This window comes from Spirillospora sp. NPDC048824 (assembly GCF_043198455.1).
In the GTDB taxonomy this organism is placed as follows: Bacteria; Actinomycetota; Actinomycetes; order Streptosporangiales; family Streptosporangiaceae; genus Spirillospora.
In genome coordinates, this window is record NZ_JBICUS010000002.1 from 36,086 (window position 1) to 55,672 (window position 19,587).

20 protein-coding genes are annotated in these 19,587 nt (G+C 72.4%); 10 read left to right on the top strand and 10 right to left on the bottom strand.

The features are described 5' to 3' along the window. Positions 1–54: 54 nt before the first annotated feature. Both rsrA and ACGFIS_RS03715 read right to left on the bottom strand, forming a co-directional pair. Positions 55–351: a mycothiol system anti-sigma-R factor gene (gene rsrA / locus ACGFIS_RS03710; RefSeq protein WP_392901003.1), complete on the bottom strand. Its 297-nt coding sequence runs from the start codon at positions 349–351 to the stop codon at positions 55–57. Between the two features lie 89 nt (positions 352–440). Further along, complete coding sequence (locus ACGFIS_RS03715; RefSeq protein WP_392901443.1) at positions 441–1,046, bottom strand: sigma-70 family RNA polymerase sigma factor; 606 nt, start codon at positions 1,044–1,046, stop codon at positions 441–443. 335 nt (positions 1,047–1,381) lie between these two features. On the opposite strand from ACGFIS_RS03715, the gene ACGFIS_RS03720 reads away from it, so the two are divergent. Beyond that, positions 1,382–2,173 (top strand): class I SAM-dependent methyltransferase, encoded by a 792-nt coding sequence (locus ACGFIS_RS03720; RefSeq protein ID WP_392969352.1) that lies wholly within the window; start codon positions 1,382–1,384, stop codon positions 2,171–2,173. A gap of 36 nt (positions 2,174–2,209) precedes the next feature. On the opposite strand, the gene ACGFIS_RS03725 is transcribed toward ACGFIS_RS03720, so the two are convergent. After that, entirely contained in the window at positions 2,210–2,539 is a 330-nt protein-coding gene (locus tag ACGFIS_RS03725; RefSeq protein ID WP_392900999.1) for a TraR/DksA family transcriptional regulator, read from the bottom strand. A gap of 75 nt (positions 2,540–2,614) precedes the next feature. Next, entirely contained in the window at positions 2,615–3,466 is an 852-nt protein-coding gene (locus ACGFIS_RS03730) for an SOS response-associated peptidase (RefSeq protein ID WP_392900997.1), read from the bottom strand. Here ACGFIS_RS03730 and ACGFIS_RS03735 point away from each other — a divergent pair. The 6 genes from ACGFIS_RS03735 (at position 3,465) to ACGFIS_RS03760 (ending at position 8,604) form a co-directional block, all read left to right on the top strand. Next, the gene (locus ACGFIS_RS03735; RefSeq protein WP_392900995.1) at positions 3,465–4,364 is read left to right on the top strand and encodes a DoxX family membrane protein; all 900 of its coding nucleotides are present in this window, start codon (positions 3,465–3,467) and stop codon (positions 4,362–4,364) included. The genes ACGFIS_RS03730 and ACGFIS_RS03735 overlap by 2 nt on opposite strands. 126 nt (positions 4,365–4,490) lie before the next feature. Next, positions 4,491–5,084 carry a sigma-70 family RNA polymerase sigma factor gene (locus ACGFIS_RS03740; RefSeq protein WP_392900991.1) on the top strand — a complete coding sequence of 198 codons (594 nt, stop codon included), beginning with the start codon at positions 4,491–4,493 and terminating at the stop codon, positions 5,082–5,084. Continuing rightward, on the top strand, positions 5,081–5,800 hold the full coding sequence (locus ACGFIS_RS03745; protein ID WP_392900988.1) for a hypothetical protein: 720 nt from the start codon (positions 5,081–5,083) through the stop codon (positions 5,798–5,800). The genes ACGFIS_RS03740 and ACGFIS_RS03745 overlap by 4 nt, the downstream gene beginning before the upstream one ends. 98 nt (positions 5,801–5,898) lie before the next feature. After that, positions 5,899–7,170, top strand: a complete 1,272-nt coding sequence (gene aroA, locus ACGFIS_RS03750; RefSeq protein ID WP_392969355.1) for a 3-phosphoshikimate 1-carboxyvinyltransferase — start codon at positions 5,899–5,901, stop codon at positions 7,168–7,170. Positions 7,171–7,228: 58 nt separating this feature from the next. Then, entirely contained in the window at positions 7,229–8,218 is a 990-nt protein-coding gene (rsgA, locus tag ACGFIS_RS03755) for a ribosome small subunit-dependent GTPase A (protein WP_392900982.1), read from the top strand. 53 nt (positions 8,219–8,271) lie between these two features. Further along, positions 8,272–8,604 carry a protein kinase gene (locus tag ACGFIS_RS03760; protein WP_392900979.1) on the top strand — a complete coding sequence of 111 codons (333 nt, stop codon included), beginning with the start codon at positions 8,272–8,274 and terminating at the stop codon, positions 8,602–8,604. Between the two features lie 267 nt (positions 8,605–8,871). Here ACGFIS_RS03760 and ACGFIS_RS03765 read toward each other — a convergent pair whose 3' ends face one another. Further along, positions 8,872–9,723 (bottom strand): hypothetical protein, encoded by an 852-nt coding sequence (locus ACGFIS_RS03765; protein WP_392900976.1) that lies wholly within the window; start codon positions 9,721–9,723, stop codon positions 8,872–8,874. Positions 9,724–9,858: 135 nt separating this feature from the next. On the opposite strand from ACGFIS_RS03765, the gene hisN reads away from it, so the two are divergent. Together hisN and ACGFIS_RS03775 are read left to right on the top strand one after the other, a co-directional pair. Beyond that, positions 9,859–10,662 (top strand): histidinol-phosphatase, encoded by an 804-nt coding sequence (hisN, locus tag ACGFIS_RS03770; protein ID WP_392900972.1) that lies wholly within the window; start codon positions 9,859–9,861, stop codon positions 10,660–10,662. Positions 10,663–10,807: 145 nt separating this feature from the next. Then, positions 10,808–10,999 (top strand): hypothetical protein, encoded by a 192-nt coding sequence (locus ACGFIS_RS03775; protein WP_131882944.1) that lies wholly within the window; start codon positions 10,808–10,810, stop codon positions 10,997–10,999. Positions 11,000–11,014: 15 nt separating this feature from the next. On the opposite strand, the gene ACGFIS_RS03780 is transcribed toward ACGFIS_RS03775, so the two are convergent. Together ACGFIS_RS03780 and ACGFIS_RS03785 are read right to left on the bottom strand one after the other, a co-directional pair. After that, positions 11,015–12,532, bottom strand: a complete 1,518-nt coding sequence (locus ACGFIS_RS03780) for a carboxylesterase/lipase family protein (RefSeq protein WP_392900967.1) — start codon at positions 12,530–12,532, stop codon at positions 11,015–11,017. A gap of 99 nt (positions 12,533–12,631) precedes the next feature. After that, positions 12,632–13,276 (bottom strand): TetR/AcrR family transcriptional regulator, encoded by a 645-nt coding sequence (locus ACGFIS_RS03785; protein ID WP_392900964.1) that lies wholly within the window; start codon positions 13,274–13,276, stop codon positions 12,632–12,634. Between the two features lie 104 nt (positions 13,277–13,380). Here ACGFIS_RS03785 and ACGFIS_RS03790 point away from each other — a divergent pair, with 104 nt between their 5' ends. Next, positions 13,381–14,235: an oxygenase MpaB family protein gene (locus tag ACGFIS_RS03790; protein ID WP_392900961.1), complete on the top strand. Its 855-nt coding sequence runs from the start codon at positions 13,381–13,383 to the stop codon at positions 14,233–14,235. Positions 14,236–14,305: 70 nt separating this feature from the next. On the opposite strand, the gene ACGFIS_RS03795 is transcribed toward ACGFIS_RS03790, so the two are convergent. From ACGFIS_RS03795 to ACGFIS_RS03805, 3 genes are all read right to left on the bottom strand, one after another. Further along, the gene (locus tag ACGFIS_RS03795) at positions 14,306–15,109 is read right to left on the bottom strand and encodes an SDR family oxidoreductase (RefSeq protein WP_392900958.1); all 804 of its coding nucleotides are present in this window, start codon (positions 15,107–15,109) and stop codon (positions 14,306–14,308) included. Next, a complete protein-coding gene (locus ACGFIS_RS03800; protein ID WP_392900955.1) occupies positions 15,106–16,464 on the bottom strand; it encodes a cytochrome P450 in 1,359 nt (452 codons plus the stop codon). The genes ACGFIS_RS03795 and ACGFIS_RS03800 overlap by 4 nt, the downstream gene beginning before the upstream one ends. A 108-nt stretch (positions 16,465–16,572) precedes the next feature. Beyond that, the gene (locus tag ACGFIS_RS03805; RefSeq protein ID WP_392900952.1) at positions 16,573–19,551 is read right to left on the bottom strand and encodes an AMP-binding protein; all 2,979 of its coding nucleotides are present in this window, start codon (positions 19,549–19,551) and stop codon (positions 16,573–16,575) included. Positions 19,552–19,587 lie beyond the last annotated feature (36 nt).

The window sequence follows — 19,587 nt, forward strand, 5'->3', positions numbered from 1 at the left end:
TGCGACGCGGCCGCCCGGGACCGCGGCCGGCCGACCGGCGCGGTCAGGCGGCGGTCAGGCGCTCTCGGTCTTCTCGGCGTCGCCGGACGCCTTGATGTCGCCGCAGATCTCCTCGATGCGGCCGAGCACCTTCGCGCGCAGGTCGGTGGGAGCCTGCTCGCAGGCGCAGGACTTGTTCACCAGCTTCTTGACGGCCTCTTCGAGCCCGTACTCGCGCAGGCACGGTCCGCACTCGTCCAGGTGCTGCCGCACCTCGCCGCAGCCGCCCTGGTCGAGCTCACCGTCAAGATAGGTGTAGACCCGCGCCAGTACCTCGTCACAGGGGGTCTCATGGTGGTTGCCACAGCTCATGGCTCACTCACCCCTCTCGTTCACCGCGTCGCGGCACGGCGCGATGTCGGGCGTTTCGCTCCGCTGTACGCGGCAGGCGCGTTTCCCGCTCACTTGGACCCTCCGCCCGTCCTCGTGAGACCGCGGTCCTCGGCGTAGTCCTCCAGCATCACGCGCAGCTGGCGCCGGCCCCGGTGCAGACGGGACATCACCGTGCCGATGGGCGTGCCCATGATCTCGGCGATCTCCTTGTACGCGAAACCCTCGACGTCGGCCAGGTAGACGGCGATCCGGAACTCCTCGGGCAGCTCCTGCAGCGCCCGCTTCACATCGCTGTCGGGCAGGTGCTCCAGCGCCTCGGCCTCGGCGGACTTCAGCCCGCTGGAGGTGTGCGACTCGGCGCGCGCGATCTGCCAGTCCTCGATGTCCTCGGTGGCGGACTGCTGCGGCTGGCGCTGCTTCTTGCGGTAGTTGTTGATGAACGTGTTGGTCAGGATGCGGTAGAGCCACGCCTTGAGGTTGGTGCCTTCCCTGAACTGGTGGAAGGACGCGAAGGCCTTGGCGAACGTCTCCTGGACGAGATCCTCGGCGTCCGCCGGATTGCGCGTCATGCGCAGCGCGGCCGAATACAGCTGGTCCAAGAACGGGAGCACGTCGCGCTCGAACCGCTCCTGACGCTGCTCCACGGTCTCCGTGGTGCCCTGTACCTGACCCACCCCCTCGGCTGTGGCGCCCTTGGCCTCGGCTCGGCCGGCGGCGTCGTATCCCACAGACGATATCGGTCCGCGCGGCCTGGCCACGCGTACAGGGGCCTGCGCGTCGCCGCGCGGTGCCGCGGGCCCGGCTCTCCGCTGCTGATCGGCAACGGCTGTGGTCATCGGTGTGCACCTCCGCGTAATGGGTTGTGAGACGGTGCAACACCGGAGCCGCGCCGCCGATTCCCCGCGGGGCGGACGCGGCGATCACGGGCGTCCCGCCCCGGACCCGCACGGAGGGTGACGCCTCCCGGAACGGGGAAGTAGTGACATACATGGCGAGAACAGGAGCAAACGTGCACCCGGTGACGTCGGCGCGATCGTCCGAGCCCACCATCGCCAGTCTGCGCGACATCTCCGGTGACGGGGCGGGGGACGCCCTCGCGCGCTACTGGACGTTCTACTGGGCGGTCGCCTCCGCCCAGCTGACGCGATGGCTGCCGCGCACACCGTCCCACGTACTGGACATCTCGGACGGCCACACCGCCGCCCAGGCCGCCGAGGCCCGCCACACCGTCCTCGAGGTCCGCGATCCCGTCCGGTTCCCGGGGAGCGAGCCCCGCGGCGCACCGTCCGCCAAGGGCACCACCATCCCGGTGATCGGCGACACCGGCGCCCTCCCGTTCCTCGCCGACGGCTCCATGGACGCCGTGATCGCCGAGAACCGCGTGCTGTCCCGCCATCTCGCCACCGAGACCACGGTCGCCGAGATCGCCCGCGTCCTGCGCCCCGGCGGCCGCGTCCTGCTCTGCGTCGACTCCCTGACGCTGGGCATGGCCCTGCTGGCCGAACGGAACTACTGGGCGCACCTGTCCGACGTCCCGAGCGCCGAGGTCGTCCTCATCCCCTGGCCGGACGGCACGATCACCCGCTCGTTCTCCGTGCACCAACTCCGCGAACTGCTCACCGACGCCGGCCTCGACGTCGAGTGGATCAGACCCCGCACGGTCCTGTCCCCCTCGACCGTCGAACACGTCCTGGCCGAGTCGCCCCGCGCCCTCCCCCGCCTGGTCCGCACCGAGCTCAACGCCCCGATCCCGGACGAGTCCCTGGGAATCCACCTGCTGGCCAGCGCCCACCGGAGCTAGCCGTACTCGGCCCGCCATCCAGGTGACCGAGTACGGCTAGCGCCTGCGGTCGTGTGCGGATTGGCAGGTGATGCAGCGGGCCGCGTCGGGGCGGGCCTCCAGGCGGCCTTCGGGGACGGGGTGGCCGCAGCCGAGGCACCGGCCGTAGGTGCCGGCGCCGATCCGCTCCAGGGCGGCGAGCACGCCGCGGCGGTGGCGTTCGAGGGAGTCCAGGGCCGCCTCCACGCGGTCGTGGGCGGTCAGGCCCGCACCGGCGTCCGCGGCGGAATTGTCACGCTCGGGGCTTTCCCCGCGGAGAATCGCGATGGAACGGTCCAGATCCTCGAGCAGCACCTCGAGGCGGGAACGGGCTGCGGCGGTGTCCACGATGTTGCGAACTCCTCCCGGTGGGGGGCCCGGGCGATACGGCTCTCGCTCCGGCCGCCGCCGCGGCGACAGCGGTCAGAACAAACTGTCGGAATGGTTGCCAGAACTATCCCCAGAAGTCGAGGGTTCTATGAGTTCCGGCCCGTTGTTTCTCACGTTGTTGACCGCCTTGGACACCGGGTAGGCCTCCATTGTCCCGGCCATGGCGGGGACCAGGAGGCCGCGTACCTGCTCGATGTCATTCAGTGCGGGGTCGAGCCAGGCGTCCCAGCGGTCGGGTTCGACGACCATCGGCATCCGGTCGTGGATCCGGCCGAGGTCATCCGGCGCGTCGGTCGTGATCACCGTGCACGTCCAGAGCCATTCGTCCTCGGGAGACTTCCACAGCTCGTAGAGGCCGGCCATGGCCATGATCGCGCCGTCGTTGGGGTGGATGAAGAAGGGCTGCTTCTGCGGCTTCTTCTTCTTGGCCTTCTTCTCGCCCTCGGCCGGGTCGGGCGAGTCGCCCTGGTCCTGGAGCGTGTACCACTCGAAGTAGCCGTCGGCCGGCAGGAGGCAGCGGCGCCGCGCGAACGCACGGCGGAACGACGGCTTCTCGTGCACCGTCTCGAACCGCGCGTTGATCATGCGGGAGCCGATGGACAGGTCCTTGGCCCAGGACGGGACGAGTCCCCAGCGCACCGTCCGCAACTGCCGGACGGCCGCCTCCTCCTCGGCCGCGTCCTTCGGGCGCCGGTCGAGGACGACCGGAACCTGCTTCGTCGGGGCGACGTTGTAGTCGGGCTGGATGTCCCCGTCGACGGCGTCGAGCTGCACCTGGAACTCGTCCAGCAGCTCCTGACGCGCACGGGTGGTGGCATAGCGTCCGCACATGCGTCCCATCCTGCCGTGCTTGAGGCGTGGCGTGATGGGCATGTAGCGGGTCATGCGACCCTTCACGACCCTGGCCCGCCCGTTCGTGGCGGCGCCCTACATCATGACCGGCCTGGACTCCATCCGGGACCCACGCGAGCGCGCCGAGCGGGTCGGCCCGGCGGTCAAGCCGGTGGCCGACCGGATCGACTGGCTGCCGAAGGACCCCGAGACCCTCGTCCGCATGGAGGGCGCGCTCAGCCTCGGCACCGGCGCCCTGCTGCTGACCGGCAGGTTCCGGCGGCTCACCACGCTGCTGCTCGCCGCGCAGCTGATACCCGCGCTCGCGACCGAGCACCGGTTCTGGACCGAGGACGACCCCGAGCGCCGCGCCAGCGAGCGGTCCCACCTGCTGAAGAACGCCGGCATGTTCGGCGCGCTGCTCATGGTGGCGACCGAGCCGCGCCGGCCGCCGCGGATGGCGGAGCTGCGGCGCGCGGCGCGGGAGACGCAGATCAAGAGCGGCGCCGAGGCCAAGGCGCTGCGCAGGGAGGCCGCCGCGACGCTCCGGGACGCCCGCCGGGAGGCCGCACGGCAGGTCCGCATCGCCCGCGCCGAGGGCGGGCGGAAGTCCGCCAAGCAGACCGCGAAGGCCACGAAGGCCGCCAAGGCGGCCAAGCCGGGCGGCGCGTTCAAGGCCGGCAAGGCCGGCGGCGCGCTCAAGGGCGCCCAGCCCGGCGGCATGCTCAAGGCCGCCAAGGCCGGCAAGGCGGGCGGCGCGATGAAGAGCATCAAGGCGGGCGGCGCGTTCAAGGCGGGCAGGGCGTCCAGGCCGGGGCGCGCGGCGCGCGCCGGGCAGACGGTCAAGGCGGGGACGGCCACGCAGGCGGCGAAGGCCATGAAGGCGGGTAAGACCGTCAGGTCGGGGACGGCGGTCCAGGCGGGGAAGGTCAAGCAGGCGGTCAAGCGCTGACTTCCCGAAGAGAACCTTAAAAGAACCTCAAATGGGTTGAACCGCGGCCGGGGGCCGTCTCGTACTGCCACATGACCACCGTCCTCCAACCTCCACCCATCCCCCCACAACGGAGACGCCCCGGCCATGGCAGTTCCCGGATCGACCGGTCGCCAGACCGGCGGGTTGCGGAGCCTGCTCCGCCGCCCCGGCACGGCGCGACCGGCTTCGGCCGTACGCGACGAGGAGATCGTCGCCGAGCTCTACCGCGAGTACCATCGGCCCCTCCTCGCGTTCGTCCTGCGGCTGACCGGCGGTGACCGCCAGTGGGCCGAGGACGTGGTACAGGAGACCATGATCCGGGCATGGCGCAGTGCGGACCGGCTCGACGACCGCACGTCCTCGCTGATGCCGTGGCTGGCCACGGTCTCCAGGCGTATCGTGATCGACAACCGGCGGCAGCGCGAGGTCAGGCCGCCGGAGGTCGGCGACGGCCCCCTGGAGAACCTGCCGATGGCGGACGAGATGGACGGCCTGCTGCGCAAGGTCGTGGTGACCGAGGCTCTGGACTCGCTCTCCCCGGCGCACCGGCAGGCCCTGACCGAGACGGTGCTTCGCGACCGTACGGTGAATCAGGCGGCCGAGTACCTCGGCATCCCCGTGGGGACGGTCAAGTCCCGCGTGTACTACGCGCTGCGCGCCTTGCGCGTCGCCTTGGAGGAGAGGGGGGTGACCTCATGAGTTCGCAGGTCGAGCACACCGATGTCGGTGCGTACGCGCTGGGCCTTCTCGAAGACGGCGATCGGCGGGCGTTCGAGGCCCATCTTCGCGAGTGCGGGATGTGCCAAGCCGAACTGACCGAGATGTCCGGGACGGCCGGGGTCCTGTCGGCACTCGGGGGCGGGGACGCGGGCGGTACCGGCACCGGACCGGACGGAGGTGGGAACGAACCGTCCGGACCTCCCGCGCCGGTGATCGACATGATGCGGCGCCGGCGGAAGGAGGACCGCCGGTTTCGTCGCGGCGCGTACGCCGCGGGCGGTTTGGCCGCGGCCGCGATGCTGGCCGTCGGCCTCGGGGTGGGGACGGCGCTGAACGACGACGGGACCGTCCGGCGGCCGCCGCCGCTGACCATCACCGGCGAGAAATTCCAGGCGACGAACGCCGGCACGGGCGCGTCCGGCACGGTCGGCCTGGTGGACAAGGGCTGGGGAACGCAGGTCAGCCTGGAGTTGCGCGGCATCAAGGGCCCGCTGAGGTGCCACCTGGAGGCGGTGTCCCAGGACGGTGAACGCAGCGTCGTCGCCGGGTGGCGCGTCCCGGACAAGGGGTACGGCGTGCCGGGCCAGCCGAAGCCGCTCACCATGCAGGGCGGGACGGGGCTCACCCGCCAGGAGATCAGCCGCTTCGAGGTTCGGCTCGACAGCGGCGGGACGCTGCTGACCATCCCCGTGTGAGCGGCGCTGCCTGAGGCACGCTGCCCGAGGCGCCGTGGCTGGGACGCGCTGCCTGAGCGGCCCGGCCCGATCGTCCCAAGGCCCGATAACCTTGGGTCATGCCCACTCCGCACTGGACCGCCCCGGTCGCCCATGCCCCGGTCGACGCGACCGTGTCGCTGCCCGGTTCGAAGTCGATGACGAACCGGGCGCTGATCCTGGCCGCACTCGCCGAGGCGCCGGCGCGCATCGCGGGGCCGCTGCGGAGCCGCGACACCGAGCTGATGGCGGGGGCGCTCCGCGCGCTCGGCGTGGGAATCGACGAGGACTCCGGCGGCTGGCGGGTGCGGCCCGGTGAGCTGACGGGTCCGGCGCGGGTGGACGTGGGCCTGGCCGGGACGGTGATGCGGTTCCTGCCGCCCGTCGCCGCGCTCGCGTCCGGTGAGGTGTCCGTCGACGGTGATCCGCGGGCCCGGGAGCGGCCGATGGGCCCGATCGTCGCCGCGCTCCGGGCGCTCGGCGCCGGCATCGACGACGGCGGGCGCGGCACGCTGCCGTTCACGGTGCGCGGGACGGGGTCGCTGAACGGCGGGCCGGTCACGATCGACGCGTCGGGGTCGTCCCAGTTCGTTTCGGGGCTGCTGCTGGCCGCGCCGCGTTTCGAGAAGGGCGTGGAGGTCAGGCACGACGGCCCGCCGGTGCCGTCGGCGCCGCATGTGGAGATGACCGTCCGCATGATGCGGCAGGCGGGCGTGGCGGTCGAGGCGGAGAAGGATCTGTGGCGGGTGGCGCCCGGCCCGATCCGGGGCGCCGACCGGGTGATCGAGCCCGACCTGTCGAACGCGGCGCAGTTCCTCGGGGCGGCGCTGGTCACCGGCGGGCGCGTCACCGTGCCCGGCTGGCCGGCCGAGACCACCCAGCCGGGGGACGCGCTGCGCGGGCTGCTCGGCGCGATGGGCGCGCAGGTGTCCCCCGGGCCGGACGGGCTGACGGTGCGCGGTCCCGGCGGGTTCTCCGGGCTGGAGGCCGACCTGCACGACGTCGGGGAGCTGACGCCCGTGCTCGCGGCCCTCACAGCGCTGGCCGACTCCCCGTCCCGGCTGACGGGCATCGCGCATCTGCGCGGCCACGAGACCGACCGGCTCGCGGCCCTGGTCACCGAGATCAACGGGCTGGGCGGCGACGTCCGGGAGCTGCCGGACGGGCTGGAGATCCGCCCCCGGCCGCTGCACGGCGGCGTCTTCCACACCTACGACGACCACCGGATGGTGATGGCGGCGGCGCTGCTCGGCCTGGCCGTTCCCGGCATTGAGGTGGAGAATCCGGGCACCGTGGGCAAAACTCTTCCGGACTTCACGGAGTCGTGGGCGTCGATGCTGGCGCCCGCCTGACAGCAGGGACGGACCACTGGCACGAGGAACGCACGACTACGACGAGGACGACGTCCGGGTGCGGCCCGGTCGCCGCGGATCGCGTCCGCGCACCCGCCGCCGTCCCGCGCACGAGGACGCCTCACCCGGGTTCGTGATCGCGGTGGACCGGGGCCGCTACCGCTGCATCGTTGAGCAGGGCACGGGCGATGAGCGCGGCGTCACGGCGATGCGCGCCCGCGAACTGGGGCGCAAGGGCGTCGTCGTGGGCGACCGGGTCGCCCTGGTCGGCGACGTGTCGGGCGCCCCGGACACCCTGGCCCGCATCGTCCGCGTCGAGCCGCGGACGTCGTCGCTGCGCCGCACCGCCGACGACTCCGATCCGTTCGAGCGGATCGTCGTCGCGAACGCCGACCAGCTCGTGATCGTGACGGCGCTGGCCGATCCCGAGCCCCGCCCCCGCATGATCGACCGGCAGCTCGTCGCCGCCTACGACGCCGGGATGGATCCGCTGCTCTGCCTCACCAAGGCCGACCTCGCCGACGCCGGCGACCTGGTCGCCGAGTACGCGCCGCTCGGCGTCCCCTACGTCGTGACGCGCCGCGACGGCGACCACGGCGTGCTGCGCGGCGGTGAGCTCGACGAGCTCCGCGGCCACCTGAGCGGGCGGGCGAGCGTGCTGGTCGGGCATTCGGGCGTCGGCAAGTCGACGCTGGTGAACGCGCTCGTCCCGGACGCCGAGCGGGCCGTCAGCCACGTCAACGCGGTCACCGGCCGAGGCCGGCACACCTCGTCGTCGGCGATCGCGCTGGAGCTGCCCGGCGGCGGCGGCTGGATCATCGACACCCCGGGCGTGCGGAGCTTCGGTCTCGCGCACGTCGAACCCGAGAACGTGATCAACGCGTTCGAGGACCTCGCGGAGGGCGCCGCCGAGCGCTGCCCCCCGCTGTGTGATCACCTCCAGGAGAGCTGCGGGCTGGACGGCTGGGTCTTCGACGGGCGCGCCAGCCGGACCCGGCTGGAGTCGCTGCGGCGGCTGCTCGCCAGCCGCGAGGGGGAGCCGGAGTAGCGGCCCCGGATACCGGGCGACGCGCCCGCCTCGCGTCGGTATCGTCTTCCCCCATGGTCCAGTTGATCGCGGGGCGCTACGAGCTGATCGAGGTGCTCGGCCGCGGCGGGATGGGCGCCGTGTGGCGGGCACGCGACCGCACGCTCGGCCGCGAGGTGGCGGTCAAGGAGGTGTCGCTGCCGCAGGGCCTGGACGACGCGCAGGTCGAGCGGACGTACGCGCGGACGTTCCGGGAGGCCAGGTCGGCGGCGCGGCTCGACCATCACGGCATCGTGACGGTGCACGACGTCGTGGAGGAGGGCGGTCGGCCCTGGATCGTGATGCAGTTCGTCCGTGCGGAGGCCCTCGACGCCGTCGTCGCGCGGGGAGAGGCCGCTGCCGCCTGACCGGGTCGCGGCGATCGGCCTGGATCTGCTGGACGCGCTGAGCGCCGCGCACGCCGCGGAGGTCGTCCACCGCGACGTCAAGCCGGGGAACGTGCTGCTGCCTCCCCTGTACCGGGGTTCGGCCTTCGTCGCGGCCGTCCCCGAGGGCTGGAAGGACGACGGGACTACTACGAGACGTTCCTCAAGTCGTTGTGGAAACCGTGACGCGCCCGCGACGCGACCACACCCACGACCGCGGAAGCCCTGCTCCGCCTCCTCCGAGGCTCTCTAGCCCTTCAAGGGCTCGTCGAACAGGCTCCTGGCCCTGGTCTCGGCCTCGTTCAGCGCCCTGACGTGCTCGGGCGCGAGATCCTCCACGCACCGGGTCATCTCCTCGGTGACGCGGCTGAACGCGCTCTCCTCCGCCCCGCGCAGCGCCGCCCGGACGCTCGCGGACCGTGCGCCGAGCGCCGCCCACTCCAGCTCCAGCCGCGCGACGGCCTCGTCGAACGCCCGGGCCGTCTCCGCCCCGGCCTCCTTCAGCTCGTCCGGAACCGGCCCCCGTCCCGCCTTGCGCGCGTGACCCGACAGGGTCGAGATGCGGCTGGCGAGCGTCAGGCCCTCCCGGGCCAGCGGCAGCACGTCGTGGATCAGGTCGGTGACCGCCTTGGCCAGTTCCTCCACCCGGGTCAGGAGCGTCTGCGTCGCCTCCTCCAGCGCCCCGGAGGTGCGCTCCGCGACCCGCTCCGCGACGTCCTGCTGCTGCTTGAACAGCACCGGGACGATGTCGCGGTCCAGCCTGCGGCGCAGCTCACGCTCCCGCTCGCCGTGCCCGCCCGGCCCGGCCCGCTCGGCCCAGTCCGCCCAGACGCGCTCGATGCGCTCCTCGCCGGAGGCGGCGATCTCCGCCGTGATCTCGTCCAGCGCCTCGCCCGCGCGGGCCTTCAACCGTTCCACCCGCCCGTAGAGGGCCTCGCGTTTGAACGGGTCGTTGAGCTCGTTGAGCTGCGCCTGCAATCGACGGGACACGTCGATGGCGTGCTCGGCCAGTGGGACGAGGCGGTCGGCGAGCTCGTCGAGCGTCGCCGCCCGGCGTGGGTCGGTCAGCTCGGCCACCCATGCGGGAAGGTCGTGCGCCATGGCCCCATGCTGCACCACCGCGCCCGCGCAGCGGGCCACTTCGGCATCGGCGCGCCACACCCGGACGACCGAAAAGCCGGAACAGCCCGGGTAGGTGTGTCTGTACCACCCGTGATCAGGGTAGCGTTGCTCGCCGTGGCGGGCTATTCCGATGACCTGCGTCTCGCGCATGTGCTGGCGGACGGGGCCGACGACATCACGACCAGGCGTTTTCGCGCTCTCGATCTCGCCATCGAGACCAAGCCGGACCTGACACCGGTCAGCGACGCCGACCGCAGCGTGGAGGAGCAGATCCGCGGCACCCTGAAGCGGGCCCGCCCGCGGGACGCGGTGCTCGGCGAGGAGTACGGCAAGACCGGCTACGGCAACCGCTGCTGGATCATCGACCCGATCGACGCGACGAAGAACTTCGTGCGGGGCGTCCCGGTGTGGGCGACGCTGATCGCGCTGATGGAGAACGACGAGATCGTCGTCGGGGTGGTGTCGGCGCCGGCTCTGAACCGGCGCTGGTGGGGCGCGAGGGGCGGCGGCGCCTGGACGGGACGCAGCCTCACCCGCGCGACCCGGATGAACGTGTCGTCGGTCACGGACCTGTCGGACGCGTCGCTGTCGTTCTCCAGCCTCGGCGGGTGGGAGGAGCAGGGTCGCCTCGACCGGTTCCTCGACCTGACCCGGTCGGTGTGGCGGACCAGGGCGTTCGGCGACTTCTGGTCCCACATGATGGTCGCCGAAGGCGCGATCGACGTGTCCGCCGAGCCCGAGGTGTCGCTGTGGGATCTCGCCGCGCTCCAGGTCATCGTGGAGGAGGCCGGCGGAATGTTCACCGACCTGTCCGGCGTCCCCGGACCGGACGGCGGCAGCGTCGTGTGCACCAACGGCAGGCTGCACGCCGAGGTTCTGCGCACCCTGGGCGGCGGCCAGCTCTCCCTGCGCATCTGATCGGCGGCGCCTCCGGTCCCATGGAACGTGCCGCCTGCGGGAACGGTTCACCATGGCCATAGGGCAGACTCGCGACATATCGTGGAACAGCGGTCGCCGGGTGGCCGTTGTAGAAGGTAGGGCGGCCAGTCAACGGAGGTACCAGATGTCGACCCAGACAAAGTTCGTGATCGGCGGCGTCGTCGTCGGCTTCCTGACCCTGTTCATCTTTCCCTGGTGGCTGACCGCGCTGATCATCCTCGGCGTCCTCGGGACGCCGCTGGTCGGCTACATGATGCTCGACCCGTCCCAGCGCAAGCGTGTGCGCGCGCAGGGCCGCAAGCGCCTCGGCAGCTGACCTGACCGCGGACCGCTAGTCCCAGAGTTTGCGGTCGTCGCCGCCGGGGTCGTCGACGATCTCGTCGGCGGGGCCGTCGAAGACGTGGACCGCGCGGGTGGACGGGTCGAACCGCCGCCAGCCCGGGTCGCCGTGCACGGCGAAGTCCGTCCAGGCGCGGTGCATGCGGTCGGCGAGGGCCTGCGGCGGGTTCGGCCCCGCCAGGCCCTCGGTCTCGCTGCTCAGGTTGTCGAAGACGAAGCCGAGTTCGAGCGCGTGGCAGGCGCCCAGGTCGTGCACGGGCGACCGCCACGCGAACTCGTACATCCACGTCCCGCCGGTGCCGCCGGACGCGGCGTGCCCGGCCGCGGCGCGGTTGGCGGGGATGCGGAACAGGTGGTCGGTGATGATCGTCGCCATCAGCTCGCCGGGCGTCATGTCCGGGTGGCGGTCGCGGTAGGCGGCGGGCAGGCCCGCCGGGACGCCCATGCCCGCGGCGATGGCGCCCGCCAGGTCGTCGGTGAGGTCGCCGGCGAGGCCGGTCGGCATCAGGAAGAACCGGAACTCCTCGGACGTGTAGCCGATGAGCAGGTCCACGTCCCGTCCGGCGCCGGCCGCGATGGCGTCCTCGGGGCGCCGGGTCAGCAGCTCACCGTCCAGGATCGGGGTCAGTGACATGCCCCCCGCGGCGGTGGTGGCGCCCCAGCGGCCCGGGTCGGGCAGCATGGAGACCTCGGCGGCGACGGCGGACTGGACGGGCATGATCGTGGCCGGGTCGAGCGCCGCGAACGCCTCGGCGGTGGGCTCCACGCCGAGCCGGGCGGCCATCTCCGCGGTGACGAGCATGGCGTCGGCCGGGTCCTGGGCGATGGCGCCCGCGCCGCTCTGCGCGATCGCGCGGCCGAAGAGCCCGAGGTCGAGGGAGAGCAGGGTGGTCACGCTCATCCCGCCGGCGGATTCGCCGAAGACCGTGACGCGGCCCGGGTCGCCGCCGAAGCCGGCGATGTTGTCGCGGACCCACTCCAGCGCGGCGATCTGGTCGAGCAGCCCCCGGTTGAGGGGCGCGCCGGGCAGGTTCGCGAAGCCCTCGACGCCGAGCCGGTAGTTGAACGTCACGCAGACGACGCCGTCGCGGGCGAAGTTGCGGCCGCTGTAGACCGGCACGGCCCCGGAGCCGTTGCGGAAGGCGCCGCCGTGAACCCACACCATCACCGGAAGCCCGGGGCCGCCCGGCTCCGGCGTCGGGTCATTGAGCGAGGACCCTCCTGCGACCCCCCTGTAGGGCGTCCAGACGTTGAGATTGAGGCAGTCCTCCCCGGGGATCTCGGGGTCGGGCAGGAGCGCGTCGTACGGCTTGGGGTAGCCGGGCTTGGGCGCGGTCGGCCCGTACTCGACTGTGTCGCGGACGCCGTCCCACGGCTCCGGCGGGCGGGGCGCCTGGAAGCGGTTCGGCCCGAACGGGGGCGCGGCGTAGGGGATGCCGAGGAAGGCGGTGACGCCGTCCCGTGTCGTGCCGCGGACCTTCCCGTAGGACGTCTGAACGACCGCATCCATGCGCGCCTCCGGTTCTAGAACAAAGTTCAATAGACCAGCAATAGACCAGAGCGTACGGGACGGCCGGAGATCACGGAACACCGTCCTCCAGCCCTGAAGTCACCCCTTGCCCGGGCGCAGCATGCGGGTGAGGTAGTCGCGGGCGAACGCGCGGATGGCGTCGTCGTCGTCCAGCGCGAGCCCGCCGCCGGGGACGAGCAGCAGCGAGAACGCCAGCCGCAGCAGCACTTCGGCGACGGTGCCGTGGTCCCCCGCGTCGCCGGGACGGGCGCGGCGCAGCCGGTCGGCGAGGATGTCGCGGGCGGCGAGCATCACCGCGCCGCCGTTCATGCTGAGCTGCGGCAGGAACGCCTCGGGCTCGCTCTCCAGGACGCGCGTCATCAGCGGGTGCGTGCGGGCGCTCTGCAGCCCGACCACGAACCCCTCCACGATGGCGTCTTCGGGGGAGTCGAGGTCCTCGGTGGCCTCCGCGATCGCGGTGAGGAACCGGCGGCACTCGCGCAGGATCACGGCCTGGAGCAGTTGCTCCTTGTTGGTGAAGCGCCGGTAGATGGTGGTGCGCGCGACCCCGGCCCGTTTGGCGACGTCCTCGACGCTGACCCGGCGCAGCCCGTAGGTCTCGAACTCCGTGAGCGCGGCGTCCAGGATGCGGGTGTCGAGGCCGTCGGCGTCGGTCTCGGGTGTGGCCAGCCGGGCCCGCAGCCCGTCGGCGGTGGTCACGCGGGTGGTCGCGCGCAAGGTCATAGCCGCACCCTAACCGGGTCGGGCACCCGACTCATGACATCGAGTGCGACACAGTTACAATAACTGTTGTTCTGTACTTCTGTCTTCGACCTCCGGCGGTGCACATGACGGAACAGGCCGAGTCGCAGCCCCCTGCCCCGCTCGGGCCCGGATCGCTGACCTGGCGCTACTTCGGCGACACCCGGATGGTCCTCGTCGGTCCCCGGGCGGCCGTGCTGCAGAACATGCTCCCCGCGCTCGGCCAGGGCGTCCTCGACCACTCGGTGTTCTTCTCCGAGACGTTCGCGCGGGTGAAGCGGTCCGCCGGCCCGATCCTGAACACGGTGTACGGCGCGGAGCGGTCCGCGGAGACGGGCCGGCACGTCCGCGACTACCACCGCGACATCAAGGGGACGATGCCGGACGGCACCCGCTACCACGCGCTCGATCCCGAGACCTACTACTGGGCGCACGCCACCTTCCTCGACAACATGCTGTACGGCATCGAGACGTTCATCAGGCCCCTCGGTGAGGCGGAGAAGCGCCGCATATACGACGAGTCCAAGGTCTGGTTCCGGATGTACGGGGTCAGCGACAGGGCGATGCCGGAGGACTGGGAGGCGTTCCAGGCGTACTGGAAGCGGATGCTCGACGAGGAGATCGTCGCGCACAAGACCGCCCGGTACGGCGTCGGCTACGTCACCAAGGGGTTGCCCGCGCCGCCGAAGGTGCCGGCGCCGGTGTGGCGCGCGGTGTCGCCGCCGCTGAACGCCGTCGCCCGGTTCATCACGGTCGGCGGCCTGCACCCGCGGATGCGCGAGCTGCTCGGCCTGCCGTGGAGCGACGCCGACGAGCGCCGCTACCGGCGGTTCACCGCGGCCGTCCGCGCCGGGAACCGCGTGTGGCCGCTGCTGCCGGAGTCCGTCCGCTACGTCCCGCAGGCCCGCCGGGCCTTCCGCAAGGCCCGCCGCCGTCGTTGACCTGCGGCGTGTTGCCCTCCTGGACTGCTCCATGGGGGCAACACGCCGCAAGTCGGCGTGCGGCACGGGGTCAGGAGCGGATTCGGGCGTCGTAGGCCTTCCGCGCGTTCTCGTCGTAGTCCAGGAAGATCTTGTCCAGGCCCAGGCGGCGGGTGACCGCCTGCCTCAGCCGGTCGGGGAGCAGGCCGCTCAGCCTGACCTGCCTGCCGAGCTTCTTCGGGACGACGGCCTGCGGGCGCGGCTTGCCGATCAGCTCGACGACGACGGCGGCGATGTCCTCGGGCTCGCAGTTCCGCTGCCCCTTCGGGCTGCGCGTCCCGGCGACCAGCTCGGTGTTGGTGAACGTCGGAAGGACGGCGCTGACGTGCACGCCCCGGTCCTGGACCTCCAGCCGGGTCGCCTCCGTGAACGCGATGACGGCGGCCTTGCTGGCGTTGTAGAGCGCGAGGCCGGGGGTGTACATGATCCCGGCCACCGACGCCATGTTGACGACGTGGCCCGCGCCGCGCGGCAGCATCCGGTCGAGGGCGAGCCTGGTGCCGAGCATGACGCCGTGCACGTTGATGTCGAGGCAGCGGCGGGCGTCGGCGTCGCTCTCCGCGGTGACCGGGCCGATCGGCATGATCCCGGCGTTGTTGATGACGACGTCGAGCCGTCCGGCGGCCTCCTCGGCCGCGTCCAGGAACGCGGTGAACGACGCGCGGGACGTCACGTCCAGGGTCAGGCCGGTGACGCCGAGCGACTCCGCGGCCTCCTTGACGGCGGTCTCGTCGATGTCGCCGATGACGACGGTGGCGCCCTTCGCCTTGAGGGCGCGGGCGGTGGCGAGGCCGATCCCCCGCGCCGCTCCGGTGATCGCGACGACCGTGCTCATCGGTTCTGCTCCAGACGGTCCAGCCGGACGGGGAGGCCGTCCTTCGGCGACGGCAGGGACGTGGTGTCCAGCGGCCACTCGTACCGGGCGGGAACGCTCCAGCGGTACCTCTGCAGCACCTGGTGCAGGATCGTCCTGACCTGCATCCCGGCGAAGTACATGCCGATGCACTTGTGCGCGCCCCCGCCGAACGGCGACCACGCGTACTTGTGGACCTTGTCCTCGCGGCGCTCGGCGGAGAAGCGCCCCGGGTCGAAGGCGTCCGGGTCGGACCACCATTCGGCCATGTGGTGGTTGCTGAGCATCGGCACGACGACGAGGGATCCGGCCGGGATGTGGAAGCCGAGGATGGAGGTGTCCTTGACGACCCTGCGCGGCAGCGCCGGGACCGGCGGGACCATGCGCAGCGACTCCTTCATCACCATGTCGATGCCGGTGAAGTGGTCGAGGTCGTCGTAGCCGGGCTGCGCCTTGCCGAGGCCGAGGGACTCCTCGCGCAGCCGCTCCTGCCATTCGGGGTACTTGGCCAGGTAGTACGCCATCGAGGTCATCGTGATGGTGGTCGTGTCGTGCGCCGCCATCAACGCGAAGATCATGTGGTTGACGACGTCCTCGTCGGTGAACCGCTCACCGTCGTCGGTCTCGGCCTGGCAGAGCGCGGCGAACAGGTCGTCGCCCCCGTCGCGGCGCTTGGCGGGCAGGTGCCGGTAGAAGAACTCCTCCAGCACCTTGCGGGCCTGCAGGCCGCGGTGCCAGCGCAGCCCGGGGACGGGGAAGCGGACGTAGGCCGTCCCCGCCCGGACGGCGTCGATGAACGCGCCGTTGACCCGCGCGCGCTCGGCATCGTCGAGTTCGACGCCCATGAAGACGTCCACGGCGAGGTCGAGGGTGAGCTGCTTGATGTGGTCGTACACCTTGAAGCCCTCGCCGGGCTCCCACGACTCGACGCCCTTGATGATGCCGGGCGCCATCGCCTCCATGTAGGCCTGGAGCCGGGGGCGGGTGAAGGCCTCCTGCATGATGCGGCGGTGGTGCAGGTGCTCCTCGAAGTCCAGGAGCATGATGCCGCGCGTGAAGAACGGCCCGATGAAGTAGCTCCACGCCGGCCCGTTCGCGAACGCCTTGTCGCGGTTGACCAGGACGGCCTGGGCGGCCTCGGGGCCCTGGACGGTGACGGTCCGCTGCCCGAGCAGCCATCCCCAGGCGACGGCGCCGTACTGGTCGTAGCGTTTGCGGGCCATCCCGATCGGGTCGCGCATCACCGCGAGGGTGCTGCCGATGTACGGGATGCCGGGCACGCCGGGGACCGGCTTCAGGCCGCTGCCCTGCGGCGGCGGCGCGAGGACGCTCGTCATGACCCCTCCGGAACCTGTGCAACAAAAAACCCAAAACTGTTGCTTTGTTCTAACGTAGGGGACGGGTGTAAGTCCAGGCTTATCAGCCGTGACCTACACCTCCGGCCCTCAGCGCGCCTCGCGGGGCGCCGCGGCCGCGAGGAGCCGCCGCCGCGCCGCGTCCGTCAGCGGCCGGTACGCGCCCGCCTTGTTCCGGTAGTACGTGCGGCCGTCCCCGGCGGGCGGGACGCCCTCGTCCCGCAGCGGCGCCGTCCAGAGCCGCCGCCCCGCCGTGACGGGCACCTCGTCCACGACCCGCACGATCGCGGGCCGCAGCCCCGGCTCGACCCGGAGCAGCGCCTCCGACAGGTCCAGGGGCTTCAACTCCCCCGCGTCGCGCAGGCTCACCGCCGCCGCCACGACCTCCGCCTCCCCCACCGGGACGCCGTAGACGGCGACGGTGTCGATGTAGGGCAGGTCGCCGAGCGCGTCGCGGATCGGGCCCGGCGGGACGATGCCCTCCGCCGTCCGGACCAGTTCGGCCTCCCGCCCGACCAGCCAGTAGTCGCCGTCCTCGTCCCGGCGGAAGAGGTCACCGGTGATCGTCCAGGCGTCCTCGGGGGCGAAGACGCCGCGCACCGGACGGGCCGCGGCGCCGATCGCCGCCAGCCGCACCCGGGCGAGCAGCATGCCGATCTCGCCGGGCTCGCATTCGACCGCGAACCCGTCCGGCCCCTCCTCCAGGCGTCCGCTCTCCAGGTCGTACCGGGCGAGCCGCACCCCGGCGCTGCCCGGCAGCGTGCGTCCCAGCGACCCGGGCTTCTTGCCGCTCAGGTTGACCAGGACCGACTCGCCCTCGGTGGAGGCGTAGAACTCCAGCACGCGGGCCGGGGCGAACCGGTCCTCCACACGGCGCCACAGGCCGCGCGGCATGCCGGAGCCGATGAACAGCCGGACGGCGTGATGCCGCTCCGCCGGATTCGGCGGAGCGTTCACCAGATCACGCAGCAGCGTCCACGTGTAGGACGCGACGGTCACGCCGTAGCGGCGCGCCTCGTCCCAGAACATCTCGGGGTCGATCTCCCTGTGGTGGGAGCCGGCGAGCGCGAGCCGGGCGCCGCCCGCGACGGCGCCGCCGAGGCTCATCAGCAGCGCGGACGGGTGCTGGAGCGGCGTGATGCTGTACACGGTGTCGGACGAGGACAGGGAGGCCGACGACGCCGTCCCGAACGCCGACAGGGCCCAGCGCCGGTTGGTGATCCGGCTGGCCCGCAGGCGCCTCCCGTCGCCGGTGAAGACGACGAACGCCAGGTCGCCCGCGCGCCCCGGGTTCGGCCGGTACCAGCCGGGCAGCTCGACGCGGGCCGGGTCGATGGTCTCCATGTCCGTCAGCGGCGTGTCCGCCAGCGGCCCGCGTCCGCCGCGTCCGCCGCCGAGCAGGTAGCCGTCGACGCCGTCCAGCTTCGCGGCCCGCGCCGCGTGCTCCGGGTCGGCGATCACGCGGGTCACGCCGCCCAGCCGCGCCTCCGCGGCGGGGTCGCCGTCGGGGCGCAGCAGCACCGCGACGGCGCCGAGCCGGCTGAGCGCCGCGACGAGCGCCAGCGCGGTCGGCCGGGTGCCCATCAGCACCCCGACCGCGTCGCCGTGCCGGACCCCGATGTGGATCAGGCCGCGGACGACGGCGTCGATGCGCCGTTTGGCGGCGTCATGCGTGTGGGCCCGCCCCCGATACAGGAAGAACACTTCGCCGGGCCGGCGTCCGGCCTGCTCGTCCAGCAGCAACCCCATGGACATGCGCGTGTCGGACTGGATGCGTTCCAGCCGGGCCAGCCGCGGCAGGTTCTGCGCGGCCTCGCCGGTGAGCTGCCGGGTGCCGTGCAGCGCCCGGGACGCGGTGCGGACGGCGGACCGGGCGGCGTTCGTGCCGATGCCCATCGCGAGCTGGAGCCCGTACCCGGCGGACCCGCCGGGCAGCCCGGCCGGGACGGCCTCCTCGTCCCCGGCGACCGGCGCGACGATGTCCGGCAGTTCCCCTTCGCCCGAGCGCCACTTCGCCCATCCGGCGACCGCCGGCCATGTCCGCCCGATCGCGAGGCCGCCGACGACGAGCCCGAAATGCCCGGCGCGCAGGGACGCCTCGTACACCTGGGCGCGCGGCGCGGCCCGCCTGATCCCGCGGACCATCGGCGGCGCCGCGATCTCGTCGACCTCGCCGACGAACGTCAGCACGGGGCAGGTGATGTCGGCGAGCGTGACGAGCCGGTCGCCGATGACGAATCCGCCGGTCAGCATCCGGTTGTGCTGGATGAACTGGCGGATGAACTCCGCCAGCGCCGGGCCGGGCCACGACACCCAGCCCTCCCGCTCCAGGAACCGCCGCTGCCGCTCACGCGGCGCGAGCCGCTCCCGGTCGTGCAGCTGGAGGATGAAGTCGACCCGCGACCGCACCGACTTGACGGGGCTGAGCACCTGGAACCCCATGCGCGTCACCCACCCCGGCACGGCGAACCCGCCGAGCAGCGCGTCGGGGATCCGTCCCACGCCCTCGGACGCGAGCCGGCTCGGCAGCCCGAACGGGAGGCCGACGCTGGTGTCGGCCGGGCTGCCGAACGTCACCACCGATTCGATGCCCTCGCTGCGCCGGTACGCGGCGGCCTGGTAGACGAACATGCCGCCCTGCGAGTACCCGGCGAGATGCACGTCCCGCCCGGTGGCCTTCCGGATCCGGTCGACGGCGTCGCTGACGGCCAGGACGTGGTCGCTGACCGTCCGCTCCAGCCCGCCGGGCTCCCGTTCCGGGGCGCCGAAGTCCACCACCCACGGGTCGACGCCGAGCTCGTGCAGCACGCCGACCGCGCTGACCCGCGAGGAGATGTCGTACACCTCCGCGGTGATCATCAGCGGCGGGACGAGCAGCACCACCGGGCCGCCCGCCGACTCCGGGAAGTAGTGCCGCAGCCGGTACACGCGCTGCTCGGTCACCACCTCGCAGGGCGAGGCGTCCTCCTCGGTCTCGAATCCGCCGAACCGGGCGACCTCGAGGGCGTTCTGGGCGGTGGAGCCCAGGCGGGAACCCAGGCGCAGAAGCGTTTTGGCAACAGCCGGCATCGTCGACCTTTCACGGAATCACCGCCGACGTTACGT